The organism is Halorubrum rutilum, assembly GCF_024494565.1.
This window is the reverse complement of record NZ_JANHDN010000002.1, coordinates 378,319-398,345: the sequence shown is the minus strand read 5'-3', so window position 1 is coordinate 398,345 and position 20,027 is coordinate 378,319. Positions and strand designations below refer to the sequence as shown.

The following is a 20,027-nucleotide window of genomic DNA, read 5'->3' as shown; positions in this document are numbered from 1 at the left end:
CGGGGAGTTGGCGCTTGCGCTCCCGCTCGACGGACGCGCTACCTACCGCTCGAACCGGTCGAAGAGGGCGTTCATCACCGTCGACTCCGCCCGCGAGAGGTGCTCCCACACCGTCGTCGACCCGAGGCCGAGCTCGTCGGCGACGTCCTCGACGCCCACGCCGCCCTCGTGGTCGTAGTAGCCGACCGCGATCGCCGTCGCGAGGACCTCCCGCTGCCTCGGCGTGAGCCCGTCGAGGATGCCCGACGCGGGGAGTCCGGGGGGCCGCTCGATCGACGCCAGCTCGACGTTGCGCGCGAGCTCGACGTCGTTGCCGCCGCGCTCCAGCTCGCGGATCACCGCGGAGAGGTCGTCGTCGGCCTCGATGTACACCGTCCAGCGCTCGATCCCGCCGACGATGGTCGTCCCGGTCCGGTAGTGGATCCCCATCTCGGCGAGCCGCTCGCGGATCCCCTCCCACCCCTCGGTGTCGACGACCACCGCCACGTACGCGTGGTTGCCGGTGACCGGCGAGAGCGGCTCCGCCTCGACGACGTCGTCGGCCGCGCGGAACTCCCGGATGAACGACTCGATCTCCGCGGTCGGGCCGCGGAGCTCCACGATCCGCTTCCGCTCGCTCCCCCGACCGGTCATCGACGAGACGGACCGCATGGTCACCTCCGGGTGGCGGGCGCTCACCTCCGACTCCGGCCCGCCGCGGTGGCGGATCCGAAGGGTCACTTCGCGCATACCGGAGAGGTGACCGTCGAGGTTCAAACGGTTTCCGGGACGCGGACCGGCGAGCGACTCCGAGGCGCGCCGCGGCGCCCGCCCCGACGCTGCCACGGGCTTATCAGCGCGCGCCGCCAATCGCCGATCGAATGCCCGACGACCCCTCCGACGACGGGCACGAGACCGAGCCGCCGCCGGACGACGACGGCGAGCTGACGGCGTCGCTCGGCGACGAGCGCGAGCGGACGGATCCGATCGACCGGACCGCAGACGAGACGGGCGCCGTCGACGACGAGGTGCAGCGTCGCCTCCGGGAGGCGTACCTCAACGACGAGGAGAGCGTCCTCGTCGTGACCGGCGTGCGGTCGACGGAGCGTCACGTCGTCGTGGAGTTCCGGCCGCCGCACGGGGGATCGACCCACGTCGAGCGGTTCCGGGCCCCGCGGGACGGGTCGCTCGCGGAGTCCGAGGCGTTCCTCGCGTTCCTCGACGCCGCGGGCGTGTCGCCGCTCGACGTCGACGAGCTGGCCGGGACGCGGGTCCCCGCGACGTACGACCCCGACGAGGGGTGGCGGCTCGACGAGGCGTACGTCGGGGGACGCGGCGACGGAGACGAGGACGACGCCGCGGGGGCAGGGCTCTCGGCGCGGTGGAACCGGACCGCCGAGTGGCTCTGGACCTACCGCTACTGGCTGGTCGCGGTCCTGCTCGTCGGCGGCGAGCTGCTGTTCGTGGCCGTGATCATCCTGCTGTTCGCCTGAGACGCGGGCCGCGTCGCGGCCGCGAGCGGCGAGGACGATCGGGAGAGATGTGGGCACGCCCGCGGCAGACGTCCAGAAGGGCCGTGAGAAGCGTCGTGACCGCTCGAACGCGACTACTGAATGTGGCCTTCGCGCCGCAGCTGGTCGGCCTCGTCGTCCTCGTACCGCCACTCGACGTTCGCCTTCTCGTCCTGCCAGTCCCACGGCTCCGCGAGCACGACGTCGCCCTCGCTGATCCACGTGCGGTACTTCATGCGGCCGGGGATCCGGCCCAGTCGCGTCTCGCCGTCGACGCAGCGCAGGCGGACGTGATTCCCGCCGAGGTGCTCTGTCACCACGGCGAACACTTCGTCGTCCGAGGGCATTCGGAGGTTCCGACGCCCGGATTCTTCGCTCATACACTCCGTAGTGCGTTCGGCGGTATAAGTGGTAGGAGATACGTGTGCGCGTTTGTCGTGCGGATCGATGGCACGCACCGAAGCCGGCGACCGCGGCTCACGCGTCGCCGTCGATGTCGACTCCATCGTCGTCGCCGTCGGCACCATCGCTATCGCCGTCGACCCCACGGCCGAACGCGGCGTCGACCTGCGCGAACGTCGCCGCCTCGGTGCCCGAGTTGTCGACGACCACGTGCTCGGTCTCGATCCGGTCGAAGGCGTCCTTGAAGTGGAGGTAGACCTCGAAGTCGGCGTCGCTGATCCCGTCGCGGCGCCCGATCCGGCGCTCGACGACCGACTCGTCGCACTCGACCGCCACGAGGTCGAACGAGCCGGCCGCCCGCTCGCCCATCTCGCGGGCGTCCGCGCGGAAGCCCGCGTCGGCGAAGGTGGCGTCGAGGACGACGGCGTCCCCGTCGGCGACGCGCTCGCGGGCCCGGTCGATCAGCGCCGCGTACACCGCCTCCGTCTCGGCGTCGGTGTAGGCCGGATCGTCGAACAGCTCCTTGCGGATCACGTCCGTGCGGAGGACCTCGGCGTCGAGGTGGGCGGCCACGCGCTCGGCCACCGTCGTCTTGCCGACTCCGGGGAGCCCGCAGACGACCGCCAGTCGGCCGCGCGACGCGTCGCCGTCGGCGGTCGCGGCCGACGGCGTCCGCTCGCCCCCGCCCGCCGCCTCGCGGTTCCCGGTCGACGGTTCGGCTCGGTCCGGCGCTCGACCGCCTCGGTCGCTCATCTGTCGCTACGCACCGGTGTGAGCCAAAAGAAGCTTCCGCATCCGCGGGTCCGAGTCAGTCGTCCTCGGCCACCGGCGTGGTCAGCGTCGCCTCCCGAGCCCCGACCCGGTCGAACGACGGCGTCCATTCGAGGCCCTCGTCGTAGCGGAACGCGCGGTGGTCCCGCGTGGGGTCCACGACCGTGAGCGAGAGCCAGTCGTTGTCGAGCAGTCGGACGAGTTCCTCGTGGTCGGCCAGCACCTCGGCGACGCGGTCGACCGGGGCGTGGACGACCGTCGAGAGGCGGAGCGGCTGGTGGTACGGTTCGCCGTCGGCCGCCGCGAGCGACTGGAGCGGGAGCCCCGTCATCAGATCCCCGCCGTTGCCCTGGTAGACGCCGACGTTTCCGACCGGGTTGTGGGTCACCTTCGACCCGCTGCCGTACACGGCGTTATCGACCGTCGAGAAGTAGTACTGCGCGTTGATCCACTGCGTGACGACCATCGGTCCGGCGAGGATCGCTTCGAGCGCGTCGCCCTCGGGGTCGGTCGACCAGTCGTACGAGTGGAGGAACGCGCGCCCGTCGAGGTCGAGATCGCTCGTCAGGTCCCGGGGGCCGACGACGAACCCGGCGTTGCCGGCCAACCCCCACTCGGGGCGCGTCTCGGCCCAGTCGCCCGCGCGGCGCTCCGCCTCGCGCGCGCCGGCGGAACCGCCCGCGGCCGCCGAACCCGCTCCGCTCGTCGACCCGATCCGCTCGGCGGCGGCGTTCTCGCGGGCGGTGTCGAGGCCCGCGCGCAGCCGGTCGAGGTCGTCCGCGTGCGAGTCGGGCACCCCGCCGTCGTACAGCTCGATCTCGTCGGTCGTCGTGTTGTGCTCGGCGGCGAGGAAGACGGTGTCTTCGGGCACGTCAATTCCGCGGTCGCGCAGGCCCGCCCGGACTTCGTCGTCGTTGCAGACAGCCGCGAGCACGCGGGCGCTCGGGCCGCCGGGGTTGCCGGCGCAGGCGCCGCAGTCCAGGCTGGAGTCGTACGGGTTGTTCGCCGTTTCGGCGGCGTGACCGGTAAACACGACGAGGCGAGCGAACTCCTCCCACCCCATCAGCTCGAAGGCGGTCGCGGCGTACTCGACACGCTCCTCAAGAGTCAGCCCCGCCGGGAGTTCGCCCGCGGACGCGTCCCGACCGCGGATCCCCGGCGCGCAGAACTCGTGGTCGTCGGGCACCGCGTCGTCGGCGGCGTCGAGCAGGTCGGCGACCCGGTCGGGAACGAGCGTGCGGGCCGCGAGCGCCAGCCCGTAGCCGCCGCCGGCGCCCTCGACGAAGCTGAACGCGGTGGCCGGGTTCGATTTCAACGCCTCGATGACCTCGCCGGCCGCCTCGCGGAGGCCCGCCCGCCGGTCGCGTTCGGCCCGCGTCTCGCCGTCGGTCGGGACCTCGGAGATCCGGTGTTTCGCCTCGACGATCGGGGGACAGGTTTCGACCGTCACCTCGCTGTCGTAGCCCCGGTACTCCATCGGAACGCCGAAGAACCCGGCGTAGCCGTGGGTCTCGTACGCCCCGGCGGCCTCGACGTGACGGCGTATGACCTCGGAGCGCGTGTCGATACAGAACACCAGCTGCGCGTCCGGACGCCCGGGCTCGTCGCCGTCAATCTGGGCCTCGGCCTCGCTCTCCGCGGCCACTCGGTCGACGAGTTCGGCGCGGTAGCTCGCCTCCCACGCGCTCAGGAACGCGTCGGCGATCTCGTCGGTCGCGTCCGGTTCCGACCCGTCCGCGTCGGCGGGCGGCGAGAGGTCGACGTCGAAGGCGTCCGCCAGCGCGAGACGGGCCGCGAGGTAGCCTTCGAGGGTGATCGGGTAGGCGGACTGCCACGCGTCCCCGTCGGCGGCGCGGCGCTTGATCAGCCCGGTCCACCCGGGCAGGGCGGCGAACTCCCGCTCGAAGATCGCCCGCCACCGCTCCTCCGGGTACGGCCTCATCACGGACTCGACGGCCTCCACCGGCGACGCCGGGAGGTCGGCGACGACTCCCGTCTCCGGGATCCGGTCGTCGTGCGCCGCCACCGAGCGGAAGGCGTCGTAGAACCCCGCCTCGCGGTTCGGCATCGACCACCCCGCCCGTCCCTCGTCGAGGAAGGCGGACAGCCACTTCGTCAGCACCCGGTCGACGCGTTCGACGCCGCGGGGATTGCTCGCCGCGTCGGCGGCGCTCCCGCGCTCCGCCGCGTCGGCGGCCGCTTCCAACCGGTCCAGCAGGGCCTCCGGATCGCCGTCGAGCCCCCGGGCCGCCAGTTCCGCGTCGAGCGACTCCCGGTCGATCCGCCCGTCGGCGACGGCCGCCCGGAACGTCTCCGCCCGCGGGTAGCCGCGGCCGCCGAAGCGGTCCGCCGCCCGGGAGACGGCCTCGACGAACGGGACGTCCTCGAAGCCGGAGAGCGGGTTGGCGGTCACGAACGAGTGGATCGGCCAGACCGACCCGACGGTGCTCGCCGCGTCGTCGACGCGATCGCGGACGGCGCGTTCAGTACTCATCGTACTCCTCCCTGGCGGTTAACACGGTGTTCGGCGCGGGCTGTCCGGCGTTCAACAGCGCGACGTAGAGGCGCTCGCTCCGGCGGTAGACGCCGGTCTCGATCGCGACGTACGCGGCGAGGAACGCGACGGCGACCAGCGCGTGGAGGGCGCTTAGTTCGGTCGCGGCGGAGACCACCGGGAGCCCGGCGAGCGCGACGGAGACGGCCTCGTAGACGAGCGCGTAGCCGGCGATGGCGGGGAAGAACAACAGCGGGACCGCGGCGTACCGGGCCGCGGCCGACAGCCCGGTCTGCCGGGCTGCGCTCCGGGCCCCGTGCAGCGTGGTGAGCGTGACGACGGCGGCGAGGAGGAGCCCGCTGTCGAGGGCGGTCCCCTTCCCGGTGAGGACCGCGAACAGCGCGCCGCCGGCGAGGCCGGTCGCCAGCACGACGACCGCTCCCGCGGCGCTCGTCCCGGGCGTGCGGTCCGCCTCCGTCGGAACGGTGTGCTCGACCTCCTCGCCCGCGCTGAGGAAGTGGTACGCCTTGTAGAAGCCGTGGAGGATCAGGTGCGCGATCGCGGCGCCGAAGAAGCCGAGACCGGCCTGCATGATCATGAACCCCATCTGTCCGACCGTTGAGCAGCCCAGTTCGCCCTTGACGTCCGACTGGACCGTCTTGAGGAGCTTCCCGAACAGGGCGCTCGTCGCGCCGACGACCACGACGCCGAGCATGAGCGCGGCGTCGGCGGTCACGACGGGAGCGAAGCGGATCAGGAGGACGCCGCCGGCGTTGACGAACCCGGCGTGCATCAGCGCCGACGCCGGCGTCGGGGCGGTCATCGACGAGAGCAGCCAGCCGTGGAACGGGACGAGCGCGGACTGGATCATCGCCGCGAGCACGAGCGCGGCCGCGGCGACGAGCCACGCGACGCCGCCGACGCCGTCCGCGGTCGCGGCGACGCCCGACACCGTCGTCGCCCCCGTCGTCCGCCACAGGGTCGTCGCCGCGACGGCGAGGAGCGCGCCGCTCGCGAGGAAGTGTCTGCGGGCGACCGTCGCGGCCGCACGCGCCTGCCGCCACCCGTCGTCGAGACCGATCAGCTCGGCCATCGCGAGCCCCATCGCCAGCCACAGGGCGGTGAACAGAGCGAGGTGATCGGCGGCCACGAGCCCCATCACGACGACGGTGAAGCCGAACACCCCGACGAAGAAGCGCGTCTCGCGGGCGTTCCCCGCCATGTAGCGGCGCGAGTAGCTGTGAACGACGCCGCTGAAAAACGTCACCACCACCCACAGCAGGACGGTCAGGCCGTCCACGGCGACCAGACCGGGGACCTCCCACGCCCCGTCGAGTCGGAGGCGGGCGACGAGGGCGACGACGCTCGCGGCGAACAGCGACCACGCGAGCCGCGTCAGCGCGGCGGGTACGGGCGAAGAGGCGGTCGTCGCCTCCGGAAGCGGTCCGACCGTCGGCTTCTGGGTGCGTCCTGACATCGTTGAGTCGTCCGACGACCCGTCTCGGTGACCGAGGCGCGCTCGGGTCCGTTTCTGGTCGTTCTTCACCCGTATTGAGAACAGAACGTCTATTAAATCTATCTAACTTCACAAATCGTTCGAAAATTATGCATGATAGAACGTTATATTTTCGTCCGGTGGCGGGACGCTCGACCGCCGGGATCGGCCGAGAGCCGGTCGACGGCGCCCGTCGACGCGGTCGGCGCCGCTCGTCGATCGGTGACGGGAGGGGAGTCGCTCCGTCTCGGGACGGAGCCGGACGACCGGACCGCTCGACGCCCGGCCGTAGGAAAACATATCGTTCTCGGCCCCGCGGTCCCGGTATGGACGAACTCTCCGGAACCGTTCTCGCGGGGCGGTCGTTCGAGCCGATCCGCGGCCGCGTCGTCGTCGCGGACGGTCGGATCGAGGCCGTCGAGGAGGCGGACACGGCGTCGACGGACATCGTGCTGCCGGCGTTCGTCAACGCCCACACGCACATCGGCGACTCCGTGGCGAAGGAGGCGGCCGTGGGGCTGTCGCTCGACGACGCCGTCGCCCCGCCGGACAGCGTGAAACACCGGCGGCTGGCGGCCGCGGACCGGGCCGACCTCGTGTCGGCGATGCGCCGCACGCTGCGGTTCATGGAGCGGACCGGCACGCTCTCGTGTCTGGACTTTCGGGAGTTCGGGGTGGACGGGGCGCGCGCGCTCCGCGACGCGGCGGCGCCCGTGGACGTGGACGCGTTCGTCTTCGGCAGCGGTGGCCGGTCCGTCCTCGACGTCGCCGACGGCTACGGCGCCTCCGGAGCGAACGACGGCGACTTCACCGACCAGCGCGCCGCGTGCGAGGAGCGCGGCCTCCCGTTCGCCATCCACGCCGGCGAACCGGACGCGACCGACATCCACCCGGCGCTCGACCTCGACCCGGACCTCCTGATACACATGGTTCACGCGGAGCGAGACCACCTCGAACGGGTCGCCGAGCGGTCCGTTCCGGTCGCGGTCTGTCCGCGGGCGAACGCCGTCCTCGACGTCGGCGACCCGCCGATACGGGAACTGCTCGATCACACGACGGTCGCGCTCGGGACCGACAACGCGATGCTGAACCCCCCGTCGATGTTCCGGGAGATGTCGTTCGCGGCGAAGCGGTTCGACGCGACCGCGCGCGAGGTGTTGCGGATGGCGACCGCGGCCGGCGCCGAGGCCGTCGGGCTCGACCGCGGCGTCATCGCCCCCGGTCGGCCGGCCGCGCTGCTCGTGCTCGACGGGGACTCGGACAATCTGACGGGGACGGCCGACCCGGTGCGCGCGGTGGTTCGACGCGCGACCGCGCTGGACGTCAAACGAGTCATCGCTTAGGAAACGAGTCTTCGCTCAGGAGGCGAGTCATCGCTCGGGAAACGAGTCTTCGCTCAGGAAGCGAGTCCTCGCTCAGGAGTCGTCCGGCGCGCGGGTCCCCGAGTCGAACTTGCCGAACGGCGTCGTCTCGTGGGTCCGCACGAGCACCTCGTCGGCGACGGTGAGCCCCATGTCGAGGAGGGCCTGCGCGACCGGGGTGATGTCGCCGTCCGTCTTCCCGACCGCGGTCACGAGCAGGTTCTGCTCGCCGGTGACCAGCTCCTGAACCGAGACGACGCCGTCTATCTCCAAGATGTCGGCGACGATGTCCCCGCGCTCGGGGATCGAGGCGGTACAGTACAGCAGCATTCGGAGCGGGTACCCCGAGCGCTGGTAATCGACGCTGGCGCTGTACCCCTTGATCACGCCGTCGGACTCGAGTCGCCGGATGCGTTTGCGGACGGTGCTGTCCGAGGTCCCGGTCCGCTCCGCGATGTCCCCGGACGACGCGTTCCGGGCGTCCTCCTGAAGCGCGTACAGGATCGCCTCGTCGACGTCGTCGATCTCGGCGTCGGTCATGTCGGTCCATCCGTGGCACCGCCACTTTACTTTTTAACGTCTCTCGGGCGTTCGCCGCGAGTCATCGGAGGTCCGGGCGCCTCTCCCGGCGCGCTCGCGAGCGAAGCGTTCAAATCCCGTCGCGCCGACGCCGATCCCATGCGAAACATCGAACAGATGACGCTGGACGAGGACGAGGAGGTGCTCGCGCCCGCGGTGGTCGTGGCCACGATGGCGCTGCTCGCGGTCTTCGCCCTCGGGTTCGTCGTCTCGGCGATCGGACTCGTGCTCTGACCGGCGTCGGCGACGCGGGATCGGCCCGCATCCGACAGTCGTATGCCCGCGTCGACCGAACGGGTCGCCAATGGACCGACGCGTCCTCTTCGCGAGCCTGATCCTCCTCGCCGGCGGCGCGACCGGCGTCGGGGTCGCCCTCTTCGCGTTCGTCGGGGTCGACGGCGGCGCGGTCGACGCCGAGATCGTCTGGGAGACGGAGCCCGTCCCCGGCGACGACGGGAGCGGCGCGGTCGTCGCCGAGACGGCCGGCGACTCGGTCGTCGTCCAGTCGACGACCGCCGGCGGCGAGCGGGTCGTCCGGGCGACCGCGGTCGGCGGCGACGTCGCGTGGCGGACCCCCGTATCGGCGATCGCCGCCGGCGACCTCGCCGGCGAGGGCGGCGGTGCCGGAGCCGACGACGGCGGGTCCGAAACCGCTGACGGCGACCCGGCCGGGATCAGCGGCCTCGTCTCCGCGACCGTCGGCGGCGATCCGGTCGTCGCGTTCACGACGGACGCGGGCGAGCTCGTCGCGCTCGACGCGAGAGACGGCTCGGCTCGGTTCGCCGTCGACCTCAGGGGGCCGAGCGGGCTCCGCCCGTCGGTCGGCGACCTCGACGGCGACGGCGACGCGGAGGTCGCCGCGGCCGCGACCGACGGCACCGTCCTCGCCGTCGACGCGGCCGGCGACCCCGTCTTCGAGACGGACCTCGGCGTGACGGTCGACCGACGCCCGCTGATCGCCGACTTCGAGGCCAACGGGGGAACGGGAACCGGGGATCCCCGCGGCGTCGCGGTCGCGACCGTCGGCGAGAGCGAGACGACGGTCCGGCTGCTCGACGCGGACGGCGACGCGCGGTGGACCGAGACGCCCGCGGTCACGCCGCTGACGTGGACCGCGGTCGACACGCCGGACGGCCCGGCGCTCGCGCTCGGCGGGACGAACGGGAACCTCCAGACGATCGACCTCGCCGACGGCTCCGGGCGGTTCGAGGTCGGGCTCCAGGACCTCCCCGTGACGGTCGGCGACGCGAGTCCCGGTCGGATCTACGTCGGCGGGGCGGGCAGCGTCTGGGCGGTCGACCTCCGCGACGGTGAGGTGGCCTGGAAACAGCAGTACGGCGGTGAGACCCGCGTGAACGCCCCGCGCGTCGCGGCCGTCACCGAGACCGACGAACGCGGCCCCGTCGCGGTGAACCGCGCCGGCGACGTGCTCGCGCTGAACGCCAACGGCGAGGCGGTCGCGCAGGGCGACGCCGGCGACGCCGTGGTGTACGCGGGGCCGCTGTTCGCGGACGCGACGGGCGACGGGAGCGACGAGGTGCTCGTCGTCACCGCCGACGGCCGCGTGCTCGCGCTCGACGACTGAGCGGCGGTTTATCAACCGTGCTGACGGGAAACCGCCGGACGTCGTCGTATCGGCGACGGTCTTTCACCGGAAGCGCGGTGTGTCGGCGGCGCTGGCGCTCTCGGCGTCGAGAGCGGCGAAACGGCGGTCCGCGGCCTCAGTGCCGTTCGTCCTCGTACACCCACGCGGCGGTGTCGAGGTCGTAGTCGACGAGCTCGTCCTCGTCGAAGAAGAGGTCGATCTCGCGCTCGTTGGCGCCCTCGTCCTCGTGGTCCGACGCGTGGATCACGTTGTGGCCGAGGTCGAGGCCGTAGTCGCCGCGGATCGTGCCCGGGGCGGACTCGGCGGGATCGGTCTCGCCGACCATCGCGCGGACCTGTCGGGTCGCGTCCGCGCCCTCCCACACCATCGCGAAGACGGGGCCGGAGGTGATGAAGTCGACGAGGCCGTCGAAGAACGGCTTCCCCTCGTGTTCACCGTAGTGCTCGTGGGCGAGCTCCTCGTCGATCCGCACGAACTTGCCGCCGACGAGCTTCAGGCCGCGCTCCTCGAAGCGGGAGACGATCTCGCCGATGAGACCGCGCTGGACGCCGTCCGGCTTCACCATCACGAAGGTGCGCTCGTCGTGGTGGCTCATCTACTCGCCACCGTGGTCGCGGCCCTCCTCGGTCCATTCGAGGTCGCGCGCCTCGCGGCCGAGGAAGTAGTTCTTCTCCGCCTTCGAGTCGACGAAGTGGAGGATCTGTCCGTCCTTCTTGACGTACATCGTGCCCGTGCCGGGCTCGATCTCCTCGCCGGTGTAGTCGCAGGTGCGTGTCTCGACCATTGGTTATCGCCCTCCGATGGAGTCCGCGTCGCGCTGGGTCTCCCGGAGCTGGAGCACGTCGCCCATGCGGACGGGGCCCAGGACGTTCCGGGTGATGATCCGGCCCTGGTTCGATCCCTCCTGGATGCGGCATTTGACCTGCATGGCCTCGCCGTGCATCCCGGTCTTGCCGACGACCTCGATCACCTCGGCGGTGGTCGAGTCGCCGGTGCCCTCTTCTGCGCTCATGGGTGGTTATCGGAGCTCCGCGACCTTCTCGCCGATGTCCTCGACGTCGTCCTCGGCGTCGCCGGCGTCGACGACGGCGGCGGCGGCCGAGCCGACCTCGAGGCCGGCGGCGTGGCCGACGTCGTCCTGCGTGTCGACGAAGACGACCGGGATCCCCTTCTCGTCGGCGAGTTCGGGGAGGTGCATGACGATCTCCTCGGGGGAGACGTCCTCCGCGACGATGACGAGGTCGGCGTTGCCGCGCTCGACGGCCTTGGTGGTCTCGTTGGTTCCTTTCTTCACGGTGCCTGTGTCTCGGGCGACCTCGAGCGCTTCGAGCGATCGCTCGGCGAGGTCGGCCGGGGTTTCGTAGTCTACGTAAACGGGCATATGTTGTTCACCTATCCTCCGTGCAGGCTCGCGTGTCCGTCCCGTGGTCGGTCCCTAACGGAACGGCACATCATCGACCCCACAGAGGCTGTGACCCGAGGTAGTCCGGACATCCATAAAAGCGCTTTCAATGTCCCCCGGGTGTGCGATCGGGAGCCACGGGGGTCGGCGCCCCCCTCAGCCACGTCCTCCCCGACGGATCCCCCGTATTGACGCGCCAGGGCTCGCCGGACGGAACTCGCCCGAACTCCGCGCTTTTTAAGCGTCGCTCGCCCCTCGACTCGCGTATCGAATGGTCCGTCTCGTTCACTACTCAGACATCGAGAACGTCTTCGACGCCCCCGAGCGGGCGGCCCGCCTCGCCGGCCGGATCCGGGCGCTCTCCGGCCCCGACGCCGCGGTCGTCGCCACCGGCGACACGACCGCGCCGGGCGTCCTCTCGCTGGTCGCGAGCGGGCGTCAGGTCGTCGACTTCTACGAGGCCACCGACACCGCCCTCGACACGTTCGGGAACCACGAGTTCGACTACGGGCCGGACGCGCTCCGCGGGCTCGTCGCCGAGGCGCCCGCGACGTTCGTCTCCGCGAACGTCCGCGACGAGGCCGGCGACCCCTTCGGCCGCGACGAGGGCGTCGTCCCGTGGGCGACCCGCGAGGTCGACGGGGCCACGGTCGGGTTCGTCGGCGTCACCGACCCCGCCACCGACTCGCTGAATCCGATGGCCGCCGACCTCTCCTTCGACGACCCCCTCGACGCGGCGCGCGACGCGCTCGCCGCGATGCGGACCGCGGTCGCCGAGGAGGGTGAGAGCCTCGATCACGCCGTGGTCCTCTCGCACCTCGGCGCGGGCGACGACGACCTCGCACGGGGGCTCGACGTCGACGCGATCCTCGGCGGCCACGTCCACAGCCGGCGCAACGAGGTCGTCGCCGGGACGCGGCTCGTCCGCCCCGGCGTCAACGGCGAGGCGGTCGCCGAGGTCGACCTGGGTCCCGCGGTCCCCGAGGCGACCCTCCACGAGCCGGACGGCGCGACGCCCGCCCCCGGGCTGGCCGACGCGCTCGCGGAGCGCATGGCCGCGGCCGACCTCGACGAGACCGTCGACGTCGTCGACCGGCCGATCGAGCGCACGGGCGACGTGGTCCACGGCGGCGAGTGCCGGGTCGGGAACTTCGTCGCGGACGCGTTCCGCTGGGCCCACGACGCCGACGTGGGGCTGTCGAACGCCGGCGGGCTCCGACAGGGCGACCCGTGGACCGGCGAGGTGACGAAGGCCGACCTGATCAGCCTGATCCCGTTCGAGGAGCCCGTGGCGCTCGCGTCGGTCACCGGCGCGGAGCTCTTCGAGATATTCCGCGAGATGGCCGCGCCCGACGTCGACTTCGGCGAGGAGGACTGGTGGCACGGCCACGTCTCCAACGCCCGCGTCGTCTGGGACGCCGACGCCGAGCTGATCCTGGAGGCGACCGTCGGCGGCGAGCCGATCGACCCCGAGGCGCGCTACACCGTCGCGGTCTCCGAGTACCTGCTCCACTCCGAACACGAGTACCCGACGCTCGGACAGCGGCACCGGATCGACGAGGCCGACATCCAGTACGAGGTGCTCGCCGCCTACGCCCGCGAGCACGGGATCGACCCCGAGATCGAGGGTCGCATCGAGATCCGGAACCGCGCCGTCGCGAGCGACGACGACTGACGAGACCGCGAAGAGGACCGCCTGTTTACAAACGGACGCGGTGGCGCGTGCCTGCGAGGCCGCCTCGCGGCCGAGCAGCACGCGCGAGGGAGTCGGGCGGCCGGAGCGAAGCGGAGGCCGGCAGACGAGGCTGGGGAGGCGTGAGGTGCAGTCGCTGTGCGGTAGGGGTGGGACTCAAAGGGGCTGTCGCGAGGCGGGGGCAGGCGACACAAGCACCGAAACGAGGGAGCGTAAGCGACTGAGTGAGGAGCGCAGCGAGCGTGCGCCCGCCTCGCGACAGGGGCTTTGAAGATGTTCTCCGCCGACACACGACCAGCTATTAATCGACCAACAGGGACCTTGGAGGAGTTCTTAGCCAGTTCGTTATCGATCGTTCCAGGCCAGCCGTTCAAGCGATCGGGAGTACCGAACACAACGGAACCGACCGAGTCCGCAACGTTCCGAACTCAGTCCAGGTTCACGTCGACGTCGTACTGGAGTCCGGCCGCCTTCACCGTGTTGTACAACAGCATGGCGCGGGTCATCGGCCCCACCCCACCGGGAACCGGGGTGATGGCTCCCGCGACCCCCCTCGCGGACTCGTACTCGACGTCCCCCACGAGCTCGTACCCCTTCTCGGTGTCCGCGTCGACCCGATTTATGCCCACGTCGATGACCGTCGCGCCGTCCTTCAGCATCGAGCCGTCGACGAACTCCGGGATCCCCGCCGCGGCGACCACGACGTCCGCCTCCGCGAGCTTCCCCGCCAGGTCCTCGGTCCGGGAGTGGCAGACGGTCGTGGTGGCGTTGCCCGTCGGCGACTTCTGGATCAGGAGGTTCGCCATCGGCTTCCCGACGATGTCGGAGCGCCCGACGACGACCGCGTCCGCGCCCTCGGTCTCCACGTCGTACGCCGCGAGGAGCTTCTGGACGCCGTGGGGGGTGCAGGGCTTGAACCGGGCGTCGCCCGCGACGAGCCGACCGACGTTCTCCGGGTGGAAGCCGTCCACGTCCTTCTCCGGGTCGATCCGCCGGAGGACGCTCCGCTTGTCGACGTGGTCCGGAACGGGAAGCTGGACTAAGATGCCGTGGACATCGTCACGGTCGTTGAGGTCGTCGATGGCGTCGTACAGCTCGTCTGCGGGCGCGTCGGCGTCGATCTCGACGTGGACGCTCTCGATGCCGACCTCCTCGCAGTCGCGCTGTTTCATCGAGACGTACGTCTCGCTGGCCGGGTCGTCGCTCATCAGCACGGTGGCGAGTCCCGGAGTCACGCCGGCGTCCTCCAGCGTCTCGACGTGCGTGGTCACGTCGGCGCGCACGTCGGCCGCGACGGCCTCGCCGTCGATGACCGTCGTCGCGTCCGCGTCGTCCGCGCCACCCGGGTCTGCCGCGTCGCCCGCGTCGCCGGGGTCGTCGTCCGGCCCGTCGGTTGTCTCCGTCATACCGGGACCGAGAGCGAGCCGATACAAAAGCGGCGCGGGATCGTGTCGATCTCGGCGGACGGACGACCGTATCTATACACGAATTTGTGTGTTCCCGGAGTCGGCCGTTCACCTCGACGATTTAAGATGTTTGAGGGAGAACCGCCGACATCCCTCCATGTCGCTCCGCTCCGTCCCCCGCGAGCGCCGTCGAACCGCGATCACCCCGCGAACGCCGCCCGCGATGCCGCGTCGGTCGGAGGCCGCGGCCGGCTCGCTCGACCGATGAGCCGGTCGGGAACCTGGTCGTTCGCCACGGCCCGCGGGACCGTCCGCGTCGCGCCCGGCGAGCTCCGGATCCGGCGCAGCATCGCGCAAACCGTCACCGAGTCGGGCAGGGCCCTCGCCGACGGGCGCCTCCCCTCGGCGCTCCGGGACGTCGGCTGGGCCGGCATCGGCGCCGTCACGATGCTCGTGCCCCCGGCGGTCGAGTGGCTCCTGCGGGGCGGCGGCGCACGGACGACGGTCGGGCTGATCGGTCTGTTCACGGCGGTCGGCGGCGTCGCGACATCGGTGGCCAGCGAGCGGACGGCGACGATTCCCCTCCGCGACGTCGAGCACGTCGACTTCGACGAGGGCGAGATCGAGATCGTCCACCGAAGCGGGGACGACGACGAGCGCGAGACGGAGACGGTCCGTCCCCTGAACGACGAGGAGCGGTCTGACGCGGCGGTCGCGCTCCGCCTCCGAGGGGTCGACCTCCGGGGTGTAAAGGAGGACGAGGCGGTCTCCCGCACCGTCGTCGACGCGCCGAAGACCGAGCTGCTCGCGTGACGCCCCGGCCGTCGGTCGAACCGCTCGCGCGACGCGCCGGGTCGAGGGGCGACGCTAGACCCCGAACGAGACGTCGCGGTCGACGACCGCGTACCCCTGCGCCGCGAACGCGTCGACGTAGTACGCGTCCGCGACCAGCGCCTGCGGAACGCTGCGGAGTCCGAACCGTCGCCGGGGGAGCAGCTCGACGTCGACGACCGTCCCGCCCGGCTCCCCGTCGCCCGCTCCCCGAACCGCGACCGAGTACGCGGCCCACGGCTCACCGTCGAGCGTTCCCTCGATATGGACCCGTGCGAGCGGGCCGCCGGTGTCGCCCTCGCCGCCGTCACTGACGACGTCGGCGCCGCCGTCGCCGTCGCCGTCGTCGTCCGCGCCGGCGACCGCGTCGACTTCCCTCGTCCCCTCTGCTTCCGTCTCGACCGCCAGCGAGTAGGTCCGGAGCCCGAGGAGCGCCGAGTGCTCGTACGTCGCGTCCCCCCCGCCCGACGCCGGCCGGATCTCGTCTGCGGTGCCCCACTGGAACGCGAGCACCGGGGGGGTCGCCGAGGCGAACGCCTCGACCACGGCTTCCGGCGCCGCGTCGGTCCGGAGCCTCGTCGTCCCGCTCCGTCGCAGGATCGGAGCGCGGAACGCGACGACGAGGGCCGCGGCCACCGCCAGCGCCGGGACGAGGTCGGCGAGCGCGAAGGCGACGAGGAAGGTCACGGCGGCGGCCAGCGCGACGAGCCAGACGACGGCGCGTTCGACTCGGCGATACCGCTTCGCGATCGACCGCACGTCCGAGCGCCGGGCGTCGGCGTCCGGACTCGTGGAGGGCGAGTGCACGGGCGGTGGCTCGGCCACGAGTTCAATAGCGGTTACGGTTCGCGAGACCGGCGGTCCCGACGAATCGGCCGGCTCGGGGCGCCCCGACGCCGTCGACTCAACTCCCGCCGTCCGCGTCCGGGTCCACCGGCGCTCGCCCGCAGATGCTCACGAGGTCGTGGAGGTCGTCGATCTCGTACGTCGGCTGGCAGGAGAGCTCCGCGGAGCGGCGGTGCGGGCGCCGGACGAACGCGGAGTCGACGCCGGCGTTGTCGGCGGCGCGCACGTCGGACTCGTTGTCGCCGACGAACAGCGCCGTCTCGGCGCCGAGGTCCTCCAGGGCGCGTTCGAGGTAGTACGGCGAGGGCTTCTTGCGCGAGAGGCTGGCGATCGACGGCTCGCGCCCGTACGCGACCTCGAACCGCCCGGCGAGTCCGAAGTGGTCGAGGACGGCGTCGACGGTCGCCTGCTGGTTCGACGAGACCACGGCGAGCGGGGCGTCGAGGTACCGGAGCGCGTCCACGTCCTCGTACGGCGTCTTCCGGCCCTTCCTGGCGGCGTCGATCTGCGCGGTCGCGGCCATCTCGTCGCGGACGCGCCAGAACTCCGCCGGCTCCATCCCGTAGCGCTCGCAGATGTCGGTCAGCGTCGCGGGGTCGACGCCGACGGCGACGTCGTCGACGTGGGCGAGGTCGGGATCCTCGACGCCGAGGCTCACGAACGCGTCCCAGGCGGCCTCTCGGAGCGTGTCGAACGGCGTCCGCCCGACGAGCACCCCGTCCTTGTCGAGGACGACGGCGTCGTACACGGGGTTCCCTCGGTGGGTAACCGGCAAAAATGTTTCACCGACGCGGCGCGGCGGTCGGCGTCGCGGCTCCCCGGAGGCGATCCGCGCGGTCTCGCGGTCGCGGGGGCGGCCCGAACGACCTCACTCGCCGAGCAGTCTGAGCGCGACGCCGACGAGCAGGAGGATCCCCCCGACGAACAGCCCGACGAACGGGATTGGGAGGGGGAGGGGGATCACGACGAGCAGGAGGCCGATCGCGATGAGCGCCGTGGAGGTTCTCATACCTCCCTCTCGTCGTCCGGAGGGAAATGCGTTCAGGTGGCCGCCGGTTCGGAGGGCGCGATCTCACCCGCGAGCACGCCTCCCGCACTTTCAATACCCGGCGCGACGAACCCGCAGGTTGGACCATGAATATCGTTGATATCGCGGTGCCGGAGTACGTCGAGGTCGACGTCGATGAGCGACTGGCAAAGGTTCGGTCCATCTTCGAGCGCGAGAACCCGAAGGGGATCGTCGTCACCGACGACGGCGAGTACGTCGGCGTGGTCGGCGAGAAGCAGCTCATGCGCTCGCGCATGGAGGACGACACGAAGGTGTCCGCCGTCATGAAGCCCGCGCCCTCCGTCGACCGCCACGAGGACGTGCGGGAGACGGCCCGCCTCCTCGTCGAGGGCGACGTGAAGATCGCCCCGGTGTACGAGGGCGAGAAGCTCTACGGGATCGTCACGGTCGACCAGATCCTCGAAGCCGTCCTCGACAGCCTCGACGCGATCACCGTCGGGCAGATCGCGACCGAGGACGTCATCGGGGTCAGCGAGAAGGACAGCGTCGGCCGCGCGATCAACCGCCTCCGCGAGAACGGGATCTCCCGGCTCCCGGCCCTCGACGAGGACGGCCAGCTGGTCGGCGTCGTCACCACCAACGACATCGTCGAGTTCGTCGTCCGCGACCAGGAGCGGCAGGGCAGCGGCGACCGCGCCGGCGACATCGACCGGATGCTCGACATCCCCGTCTACGACATCATGTCGAGCCCCGTCGTCACCGCGACCGCCGACGAGACCGCGCAGGCCGTCGTGCAGCGCATGTTCGACAACGCGGTCTCCGGGCTCGTCGTCACGCCCGAGGGCGCCGACACCGTCGCCGGGATGGTGACGAAGACCGACGTGTTGCGCGCGCTCACGTTCACCGAGGAGGACTCGATGGACGTCCAGATCACCAACGTCGACCTGCTGGACACGACCTCCCGCGAGCACATCGTCGAGTCGATCGAGCAGGTCGCCGACAAGTACGCCGCGATGCACGTCATCCACGCGCACGTCCGGCTCCACGCGCACAAGGAGAAGCTCCGCGGCACGCCCCTCATCCAGTGTCAGATCCGCCTCCGGACGAACGAGGGCCAGGTCGGCGGCTCCGGCGAGGGGTACGGCGCCGAACACGCCTTCCACGTCGCGCTCGACAAGCTTGAGCGGAACGTCCTGGAGATCAAGGGCGTCAACGCCGACGAGGAGTACCGCGGTCAGCTCCTCCGCAAGCTCGGCGAGCTCTGAGCCGCGAGGAGAGGCGGACGGTCCTCGACGGTTCCGGCCGCTTTTTTTCCAGTTCGCCGCGCTACGTCTCCGCGCCCTCGGCGAGCCCGTCGGCGACGATCCGGAAGGTGGCGGAGTCGCCCGCGGGCTTCGAGCGGTGCTTCTCCAGCGTGGCCCGGCGGTTCCCGCCGCGGAAGCGGTCGACGCGAACGATCGCGCCGGTCCAGTGGTTGAGGGTGTTACCGCCGAGCGCGCGGTCGCGGTCGGAGTCGGGGTCGGTGAACACCTGATTGGTGATCACGACGGCGATGTCGTGGCGCCGGGCCAGAGAGAGGAGGTGCGTCACCTGCTTGGCGACCTTCCGGAGCGACTCGCCGCCCTCGGTGTCGCCGGCGCGCTCCAGCCGGTAGAAGCCGGTCGCGGAGTCCAACACGATCAGTTCGACCTCCTCGGCGAGCTCCTCGGCGTCGCGGACCGCCTCGCGCTGGTCGTCGAAGTCGTACGCCTCCGAGATCACCAGCCGCGACGCGATCTCCTCGACGGTGTCGCCGACGTCGGCGTCGTCGGCCCGCCCCTCGGCCAGCTGCTCGAACCGGTCGATCGAGAGCCCCTCGGTGTCGATGTAGAGGGCGCGGTCGCCGCCGGCGGCGACCTCGACCGCCGCGGCCAGCGCGAGGTTCGTCTTCCCGGCCGCGGGGGGGCCGTACAGCTGCGTGACGACCCCGCGCTCGAAGCCGCCGCCCAACAGGTCGTCGACCGGCCGACAGCCGGTCGGGATCGGATCGCTCACTGTGAGACGCGTTGCCCGCGCTCGTATTTAAACGGTCGATCGCTGTGACGACGGGCGTATCCGACCGACCGAGCGCGTCGTCGGCGCTGGCTCGTTGTCGACCGAGCGCGTCGCTCGTCGAGGCGGAATAAGCGTGAGAAGAACGGAACGGTCGCCGGTCGGGGTGACCGGCGACGGGGTCCGGTAGTGCGTGCGGACGCGGCGTCCGCGGTGGAGTCGTTAGTTGCGCGTCAGGTTCGTCGCGCGGGGTCCCTTGGGGGACGACTCGATGTCGAACTCGACCTCCTGGCCCTCCTCGAGGTCCGGGCCGCCGACGTCTTCCATGTGGAAGAACACGTCCTCGTCGTCGTCGAGATCGCCGTCGTCAGTCGAAATGAAACCGTAGCCGCCAGTGTCGTTGAAGAAGTCAACCTTACCGTTTGCCATTGCAATCAAACGTACGGGCGTTCAGGGGATAACGCTTGCGAGGGTCGTGGTACCACGACCGTCGCGGGGCCGTCGATCGGGTTCGCGCCGGGAGAGCGCCCCGAGAACGGGGGTTCCGGCGCGAACTCGACCGTCACCGCGCGGTGCGACCAGCCGCGGGGTTCATTTACGCGCGAGGACGT

23 protein-coding genes are annotated in these 20,027 nt (G+C 71.4%); 7 read left to right on the top strand and 16 right to left on the bottom strand.

What is annotated here, in order from left to right; translation table 11 throughout:
- Positions 1 to 42 precede the first annotated feature (42 nt).
- On the bottom strand, positions 43 to 729 hold the full coding sequence (locus tag NO900_RS05515; protein ID WP_256408216.1) for a helix-turn-helix domain-containing protein: 687 nt from the start codon (positions 727 to 729) through the stop codon (positions 43 to 45).
- Positions 730 to 860: 131 nt separating this feature from the next.
- On the opposite strand from NO900_RS05515, the gene NO900_RS05510 reads away from it, so the two are divergent.
- Positions 861 to 1,472 carry a hypothetical protein gene (locus NO900_RS05510; protein ID WP_256408215.1) on the top strand — a complete coding sequence of 204 codons (612 nt, stop codon included), beginning with the start codon at positions 861 to 863 and terminating at the stop codon, positions 1,470 to 1,472.
- A 113-nt stretch (positions 1,473 to 1,585) separates the two neighbouring features.
- On the opposite strand, the gene eif1A is transcribed toward NO900_RS05510, so the two are convergent.
- The 4 genes from eif1A to NO900_RS05490 all read right to left on the bottom strand — a co-directional run bounded on the left by eif1A (position 1,586) and on the right by NO900_RS05490 (position 6,634).
- Positions 1,586 to 1,870, bottom strand: coding sequence for a translation initiation factor eIF-1A (eif1A, locus tag NO900_RS05505; RefSeq protein WP_092565781.1), 285 nt, complete (start codon positions 1,868 to 1,870; stop codon positions 1,586 to 1,588).
- Positions 1,871 to 1,967: 97 nt separating this feature from the next.
- The gene (locus tag NO900_RS05500; RefSeq protein ID WP_256408214.1) at positions 1,968 to 2,645 is read right to left on the bottom strand and encodes a P-loop nucleotide/nucleoside kinase family protein; all 678 of its coding nucleotides are present in this window, start codon (positions 2,643 to 2,645) and stop codon (positions 1,968 to 1,970) included.
- 55 nt (positions 2,646 to 2,700) lie between these two features.
- Positions 2,701 to 5,157 carry a DUF2309 domain-containing protein gene (locus tag NO900_RS05495; RefSeq protein WP_256408213.1) on the bottom strand — a complete coding sequence of 819 codons (2,457 nt, stop codon included), beginning with the start codon at positions 5,155 to 5,157 and terminating at the stop codon, positions 2,701 to 2,703.
- On the bottom strand, positions 5,147 to 6,634 hold the full coding sequence (locus NO900_RS05490; RefSeq protein ID WP_256408212.1) for a proton-conducting transporter transmembrane domain-containing protein: 1,488 nt from the start codon (positions 6,632 to 6,634) through the stop codon (positions 5,147 to 5,149). Before NO900_RS05490 ends, NO900_RS05495 begins: the two co-directional genes overlap by 11 nt.
- A gap of 344 nt (positions 6,635 to 6,978) precedes the next feature.
- Here NO900_RS05490 and NO900_RS05485 point away from each other — a divergent pair, with 344 nt between their 5' ends.
- Positions 6,979 to 7,995: an amidohydrolase family protein gene (locus NO900_RS05485; RefSeq protein WP_256408211.1), complete on the top strand. Its 1,017-nt coding sequence runs from the start codon at positions 6,979 to 6,981 to the stop codon at positions 7,993 to 7,995.
- 72 nt (positions 7,996 to 8,067) lie between these two features.
- Here the strand turns inward: NO900_RS05485 and NO900_RS05480 are convergent, their stop codons facing one another.
- Positions 8,068 to 8,553 carry an Lrp/AsnC family transcriptional regulator gene (locus tag NO900_RS05480; protein WP_256408210.1) on the bottom strand — a complete coding sequence of 162 codons (486 nt, stop codon included), beginning with the start codon at positions 8,551 to 8,553 and terminating at the stop codon, positions 8,068 to 8,070.
- Between the two features lie 138 nt (positions 8,554 to 8,691).
- Between NO900_RS05480 and NO900_RS05475 the strand changes: the two genes are divergently transcribed.
- Complete coding sequence (locus NO900_RS05475) at positions 8,692 to 8,826, top strand: hypothetical protein (RefSeq protein ID WP_256408209.1); 135 nt, start codon at positions 8,692 to 8,694, stop codon at positions 8,824 to 8,826.
- A gap of 70 nt (positions 8,827 to 8,896) precedes the next feature.
- Positions 8,897 to 10,177 carry an outer membrane protein assembly factor BamB family protein gene (locus NO900_RS05470; RefSeq protein ID WP_256408208.1) on the top strand — a complete coding sequence of 427 codons (1,281 nt, stop codon included), beginning with the start codon at positions 8,897 to 8,899 and terminating at the stop codon, positions 10,175 to 10,177.
- A gap of 136 nt (positions 10,178 to 10,313) precedes the next feature.
- Here NO900_RS05470 and ndk read toward each other — a convergent pair whose 3' ends face one another.
- Genes ndk through rpl7ae form a run of 4 tightly spaced genes read right to left on the bottom strand, consistent with a single transcriptional unit; the run spans position 10,314 to position 11,579 of the window.
- Entirely contained in the window at positions 10,314 to 10,793 is a 480-nt protein-coding gene (ndk, locus tag NO900_RS05465) for a nucleoside-diphosphate kinase (protein WP_256408207.1), read from the bottom strand.
- A complete protein-coding gene (locus NO900_RS05460) occupies positions 10,794 to 10,982 on the bottom strand; it encodes a 50S ribosomal protein L24e (protein ID WP_092565766.1) in 189 nt (62 codons plus the stop codon).
- 3 nt (positions 10,983 to 10,985) lie between these two features.
- Entirely contained in the window at positions 10,986 to 11,210 is a 225-nt protein-coding gene (locus NO900_RS05455) for a 30S ribosomal protein S28e (RefSeq protein ID WP_004046478.1), read from the bottom strand.
- Between the two features lie 6 nt (positions 11,211 to 11,216).
- Complete coding sequence (rpl7ae, locus tag NO900_RS05450) at positions 11,217 to 11,579, bottom strand: 50S ribosomal protein L7Ae (protein WP_092565764.1); 363 nt, start codon at positions 11,577 to 11,579, stop codon at positions 11,217 to 11,219.
- Positions 11,580 to 11,871: 292 nt separating this feature from the next.
- Between rpl7ae and NO900_RS05445 the strand changes: the two genes are divergently transcribed.
- The gene (locus NO900_RS05445) at positions 11,872 to 13,275 is read left to right on the top strand and encodes a bifunctional metallophosphatase/5'-nucleotidase (protein WP_256408206.1); all 1,404 of its coding nucleotides are present in this window, start codon (positions 11,872 to 11,874) and stop codon (positions 13,273 to 13,275) included.
- A gap of 446 nt (positions 13,276 to 13,721) precedes the next feature.
- Here the strand turns inward: NO900_RS05445 and NO900_RS05440 are convergent, their stop codons facing one another.
- Entirely contained in the window at positions 13,722 to 14,699 is a 978-nt protein-coding gene (locus NO900_RS05440; RefSeq protein WP_256408205.1) for a tetrahydrofolate dehydrogenase/cyclohydrolase catalytic domain-containing protein, read from the bottom strand.
- Between the two features lie 264 nt (positions 14,700 to 14,963).
- Here NO900_RS05440 and NO900_RS05435 point away from each other — a divergent pair, with 264 nt between their 5' ends.
- On the top strand, positions 14,964 to 15,512 hold the full coding sequence (locus tag NO900_RS05435) for a hypothetical protein (RefSeq protein ID WP_256408204.1): 549 nt from the start codon (positions 14,964 to 14,966) through the stop codon (positions 15,510 to 15,512).
- A gap of 54 nt (positions 15,513 to 15,566) precedes the next feature.
- On the opposite strand, the gene NO900_RS05430 is transcribed toward NO900_RS05435, so the two are convergent.
- From NO900_RS05430 to NO900_RS05420, 3 genes are all read right to left on the bottom strand, one after another.
- Positions 15,567 to 16,337, bottom strand: a complete 771-nt coding sequence (locus NO900_RS05430) for a hypothetical protein (RefSeq protein ID WP_256408203.1) — start codon at positions 16,335 to 16,337, stop codon at positions 15,567 to 15,569.
- 97 nt (positions 16,338 to 16,434) lie between these two features.
- Positions 16,435 to 17,124 (bottom strand): HAD family hydrolase, encoded by a 690-nt coding sequence (locus NO900_RS05425; protein WP_256408202.1) that lies wholly within the window; start codon positions 17,122 to 17,124, stop codon positions 16,435 to 16,437.
- A 120-nt stretch (positions 17,125 to 17,244) separates the two neighbouring features.
- The gene (locus tag NO900_RS05420) at positions 17,245 to 17,385 is read right to left on the bottom strand and encodes a hypothetical protein (protein ID WP_256408201.1); all 141 of its coding nucleotides are present in this window, start codon (positions 17,383 to 17,385) and stop codon (positions 17,245 to 17,247) included.
- 125 nt (positions 17,386 to 17,510) lie between these two features.
- On the opposite strand from NO900_RS05420, the gene NO900_RS05415 reads away from it, so the two are divergent.
- Complete coding sequence (locus NO900_RS05415) at positions 17,511 to 18,650, top strand: CBS domain-containing protein (protein WP_256408200.1); 1,140 nt, start codon at positions 17,511 to 17,513, stop codon at positions 18,648 to 18,650.
- Positions 18,651 to 18,711: 61 nt separating this feature from the next.
- Here the strand turns inward: NO900_RS05415 and radB are convergent, their stop codons facing one another.
- Together radB and NO900_RS05405 are read right to left on the bottom strand one after the other, a co-directional pair.
- Positions 18,712 to 19,419 (bottom strand): DNA repair and recombination protein RadB, encoded by a 708-nt coding sequence (gene radB / locus NO900_RS05410; protein WP_256408199.1) that lies wholly within the window; start codon positions 19,417 to 19,419, stop codon positions 18,712 to 18,714.
- 219 nt (positions 19,420 to 19,638) lie between these two features.
- Positions 19,639 to 19,845: a cold-shock protein gene (locus tag NO900_RS05405; RefSeq protein WP_004046191.1), complete on the bottom strand. Its 207-nt coding sequence runs from the start codon at positions 19,843 to 19,845 to the stop codon at positions 19,639 to 19,641.
- Positions 19,846 to 20,027: the final 182 nt, after the last annotated feature.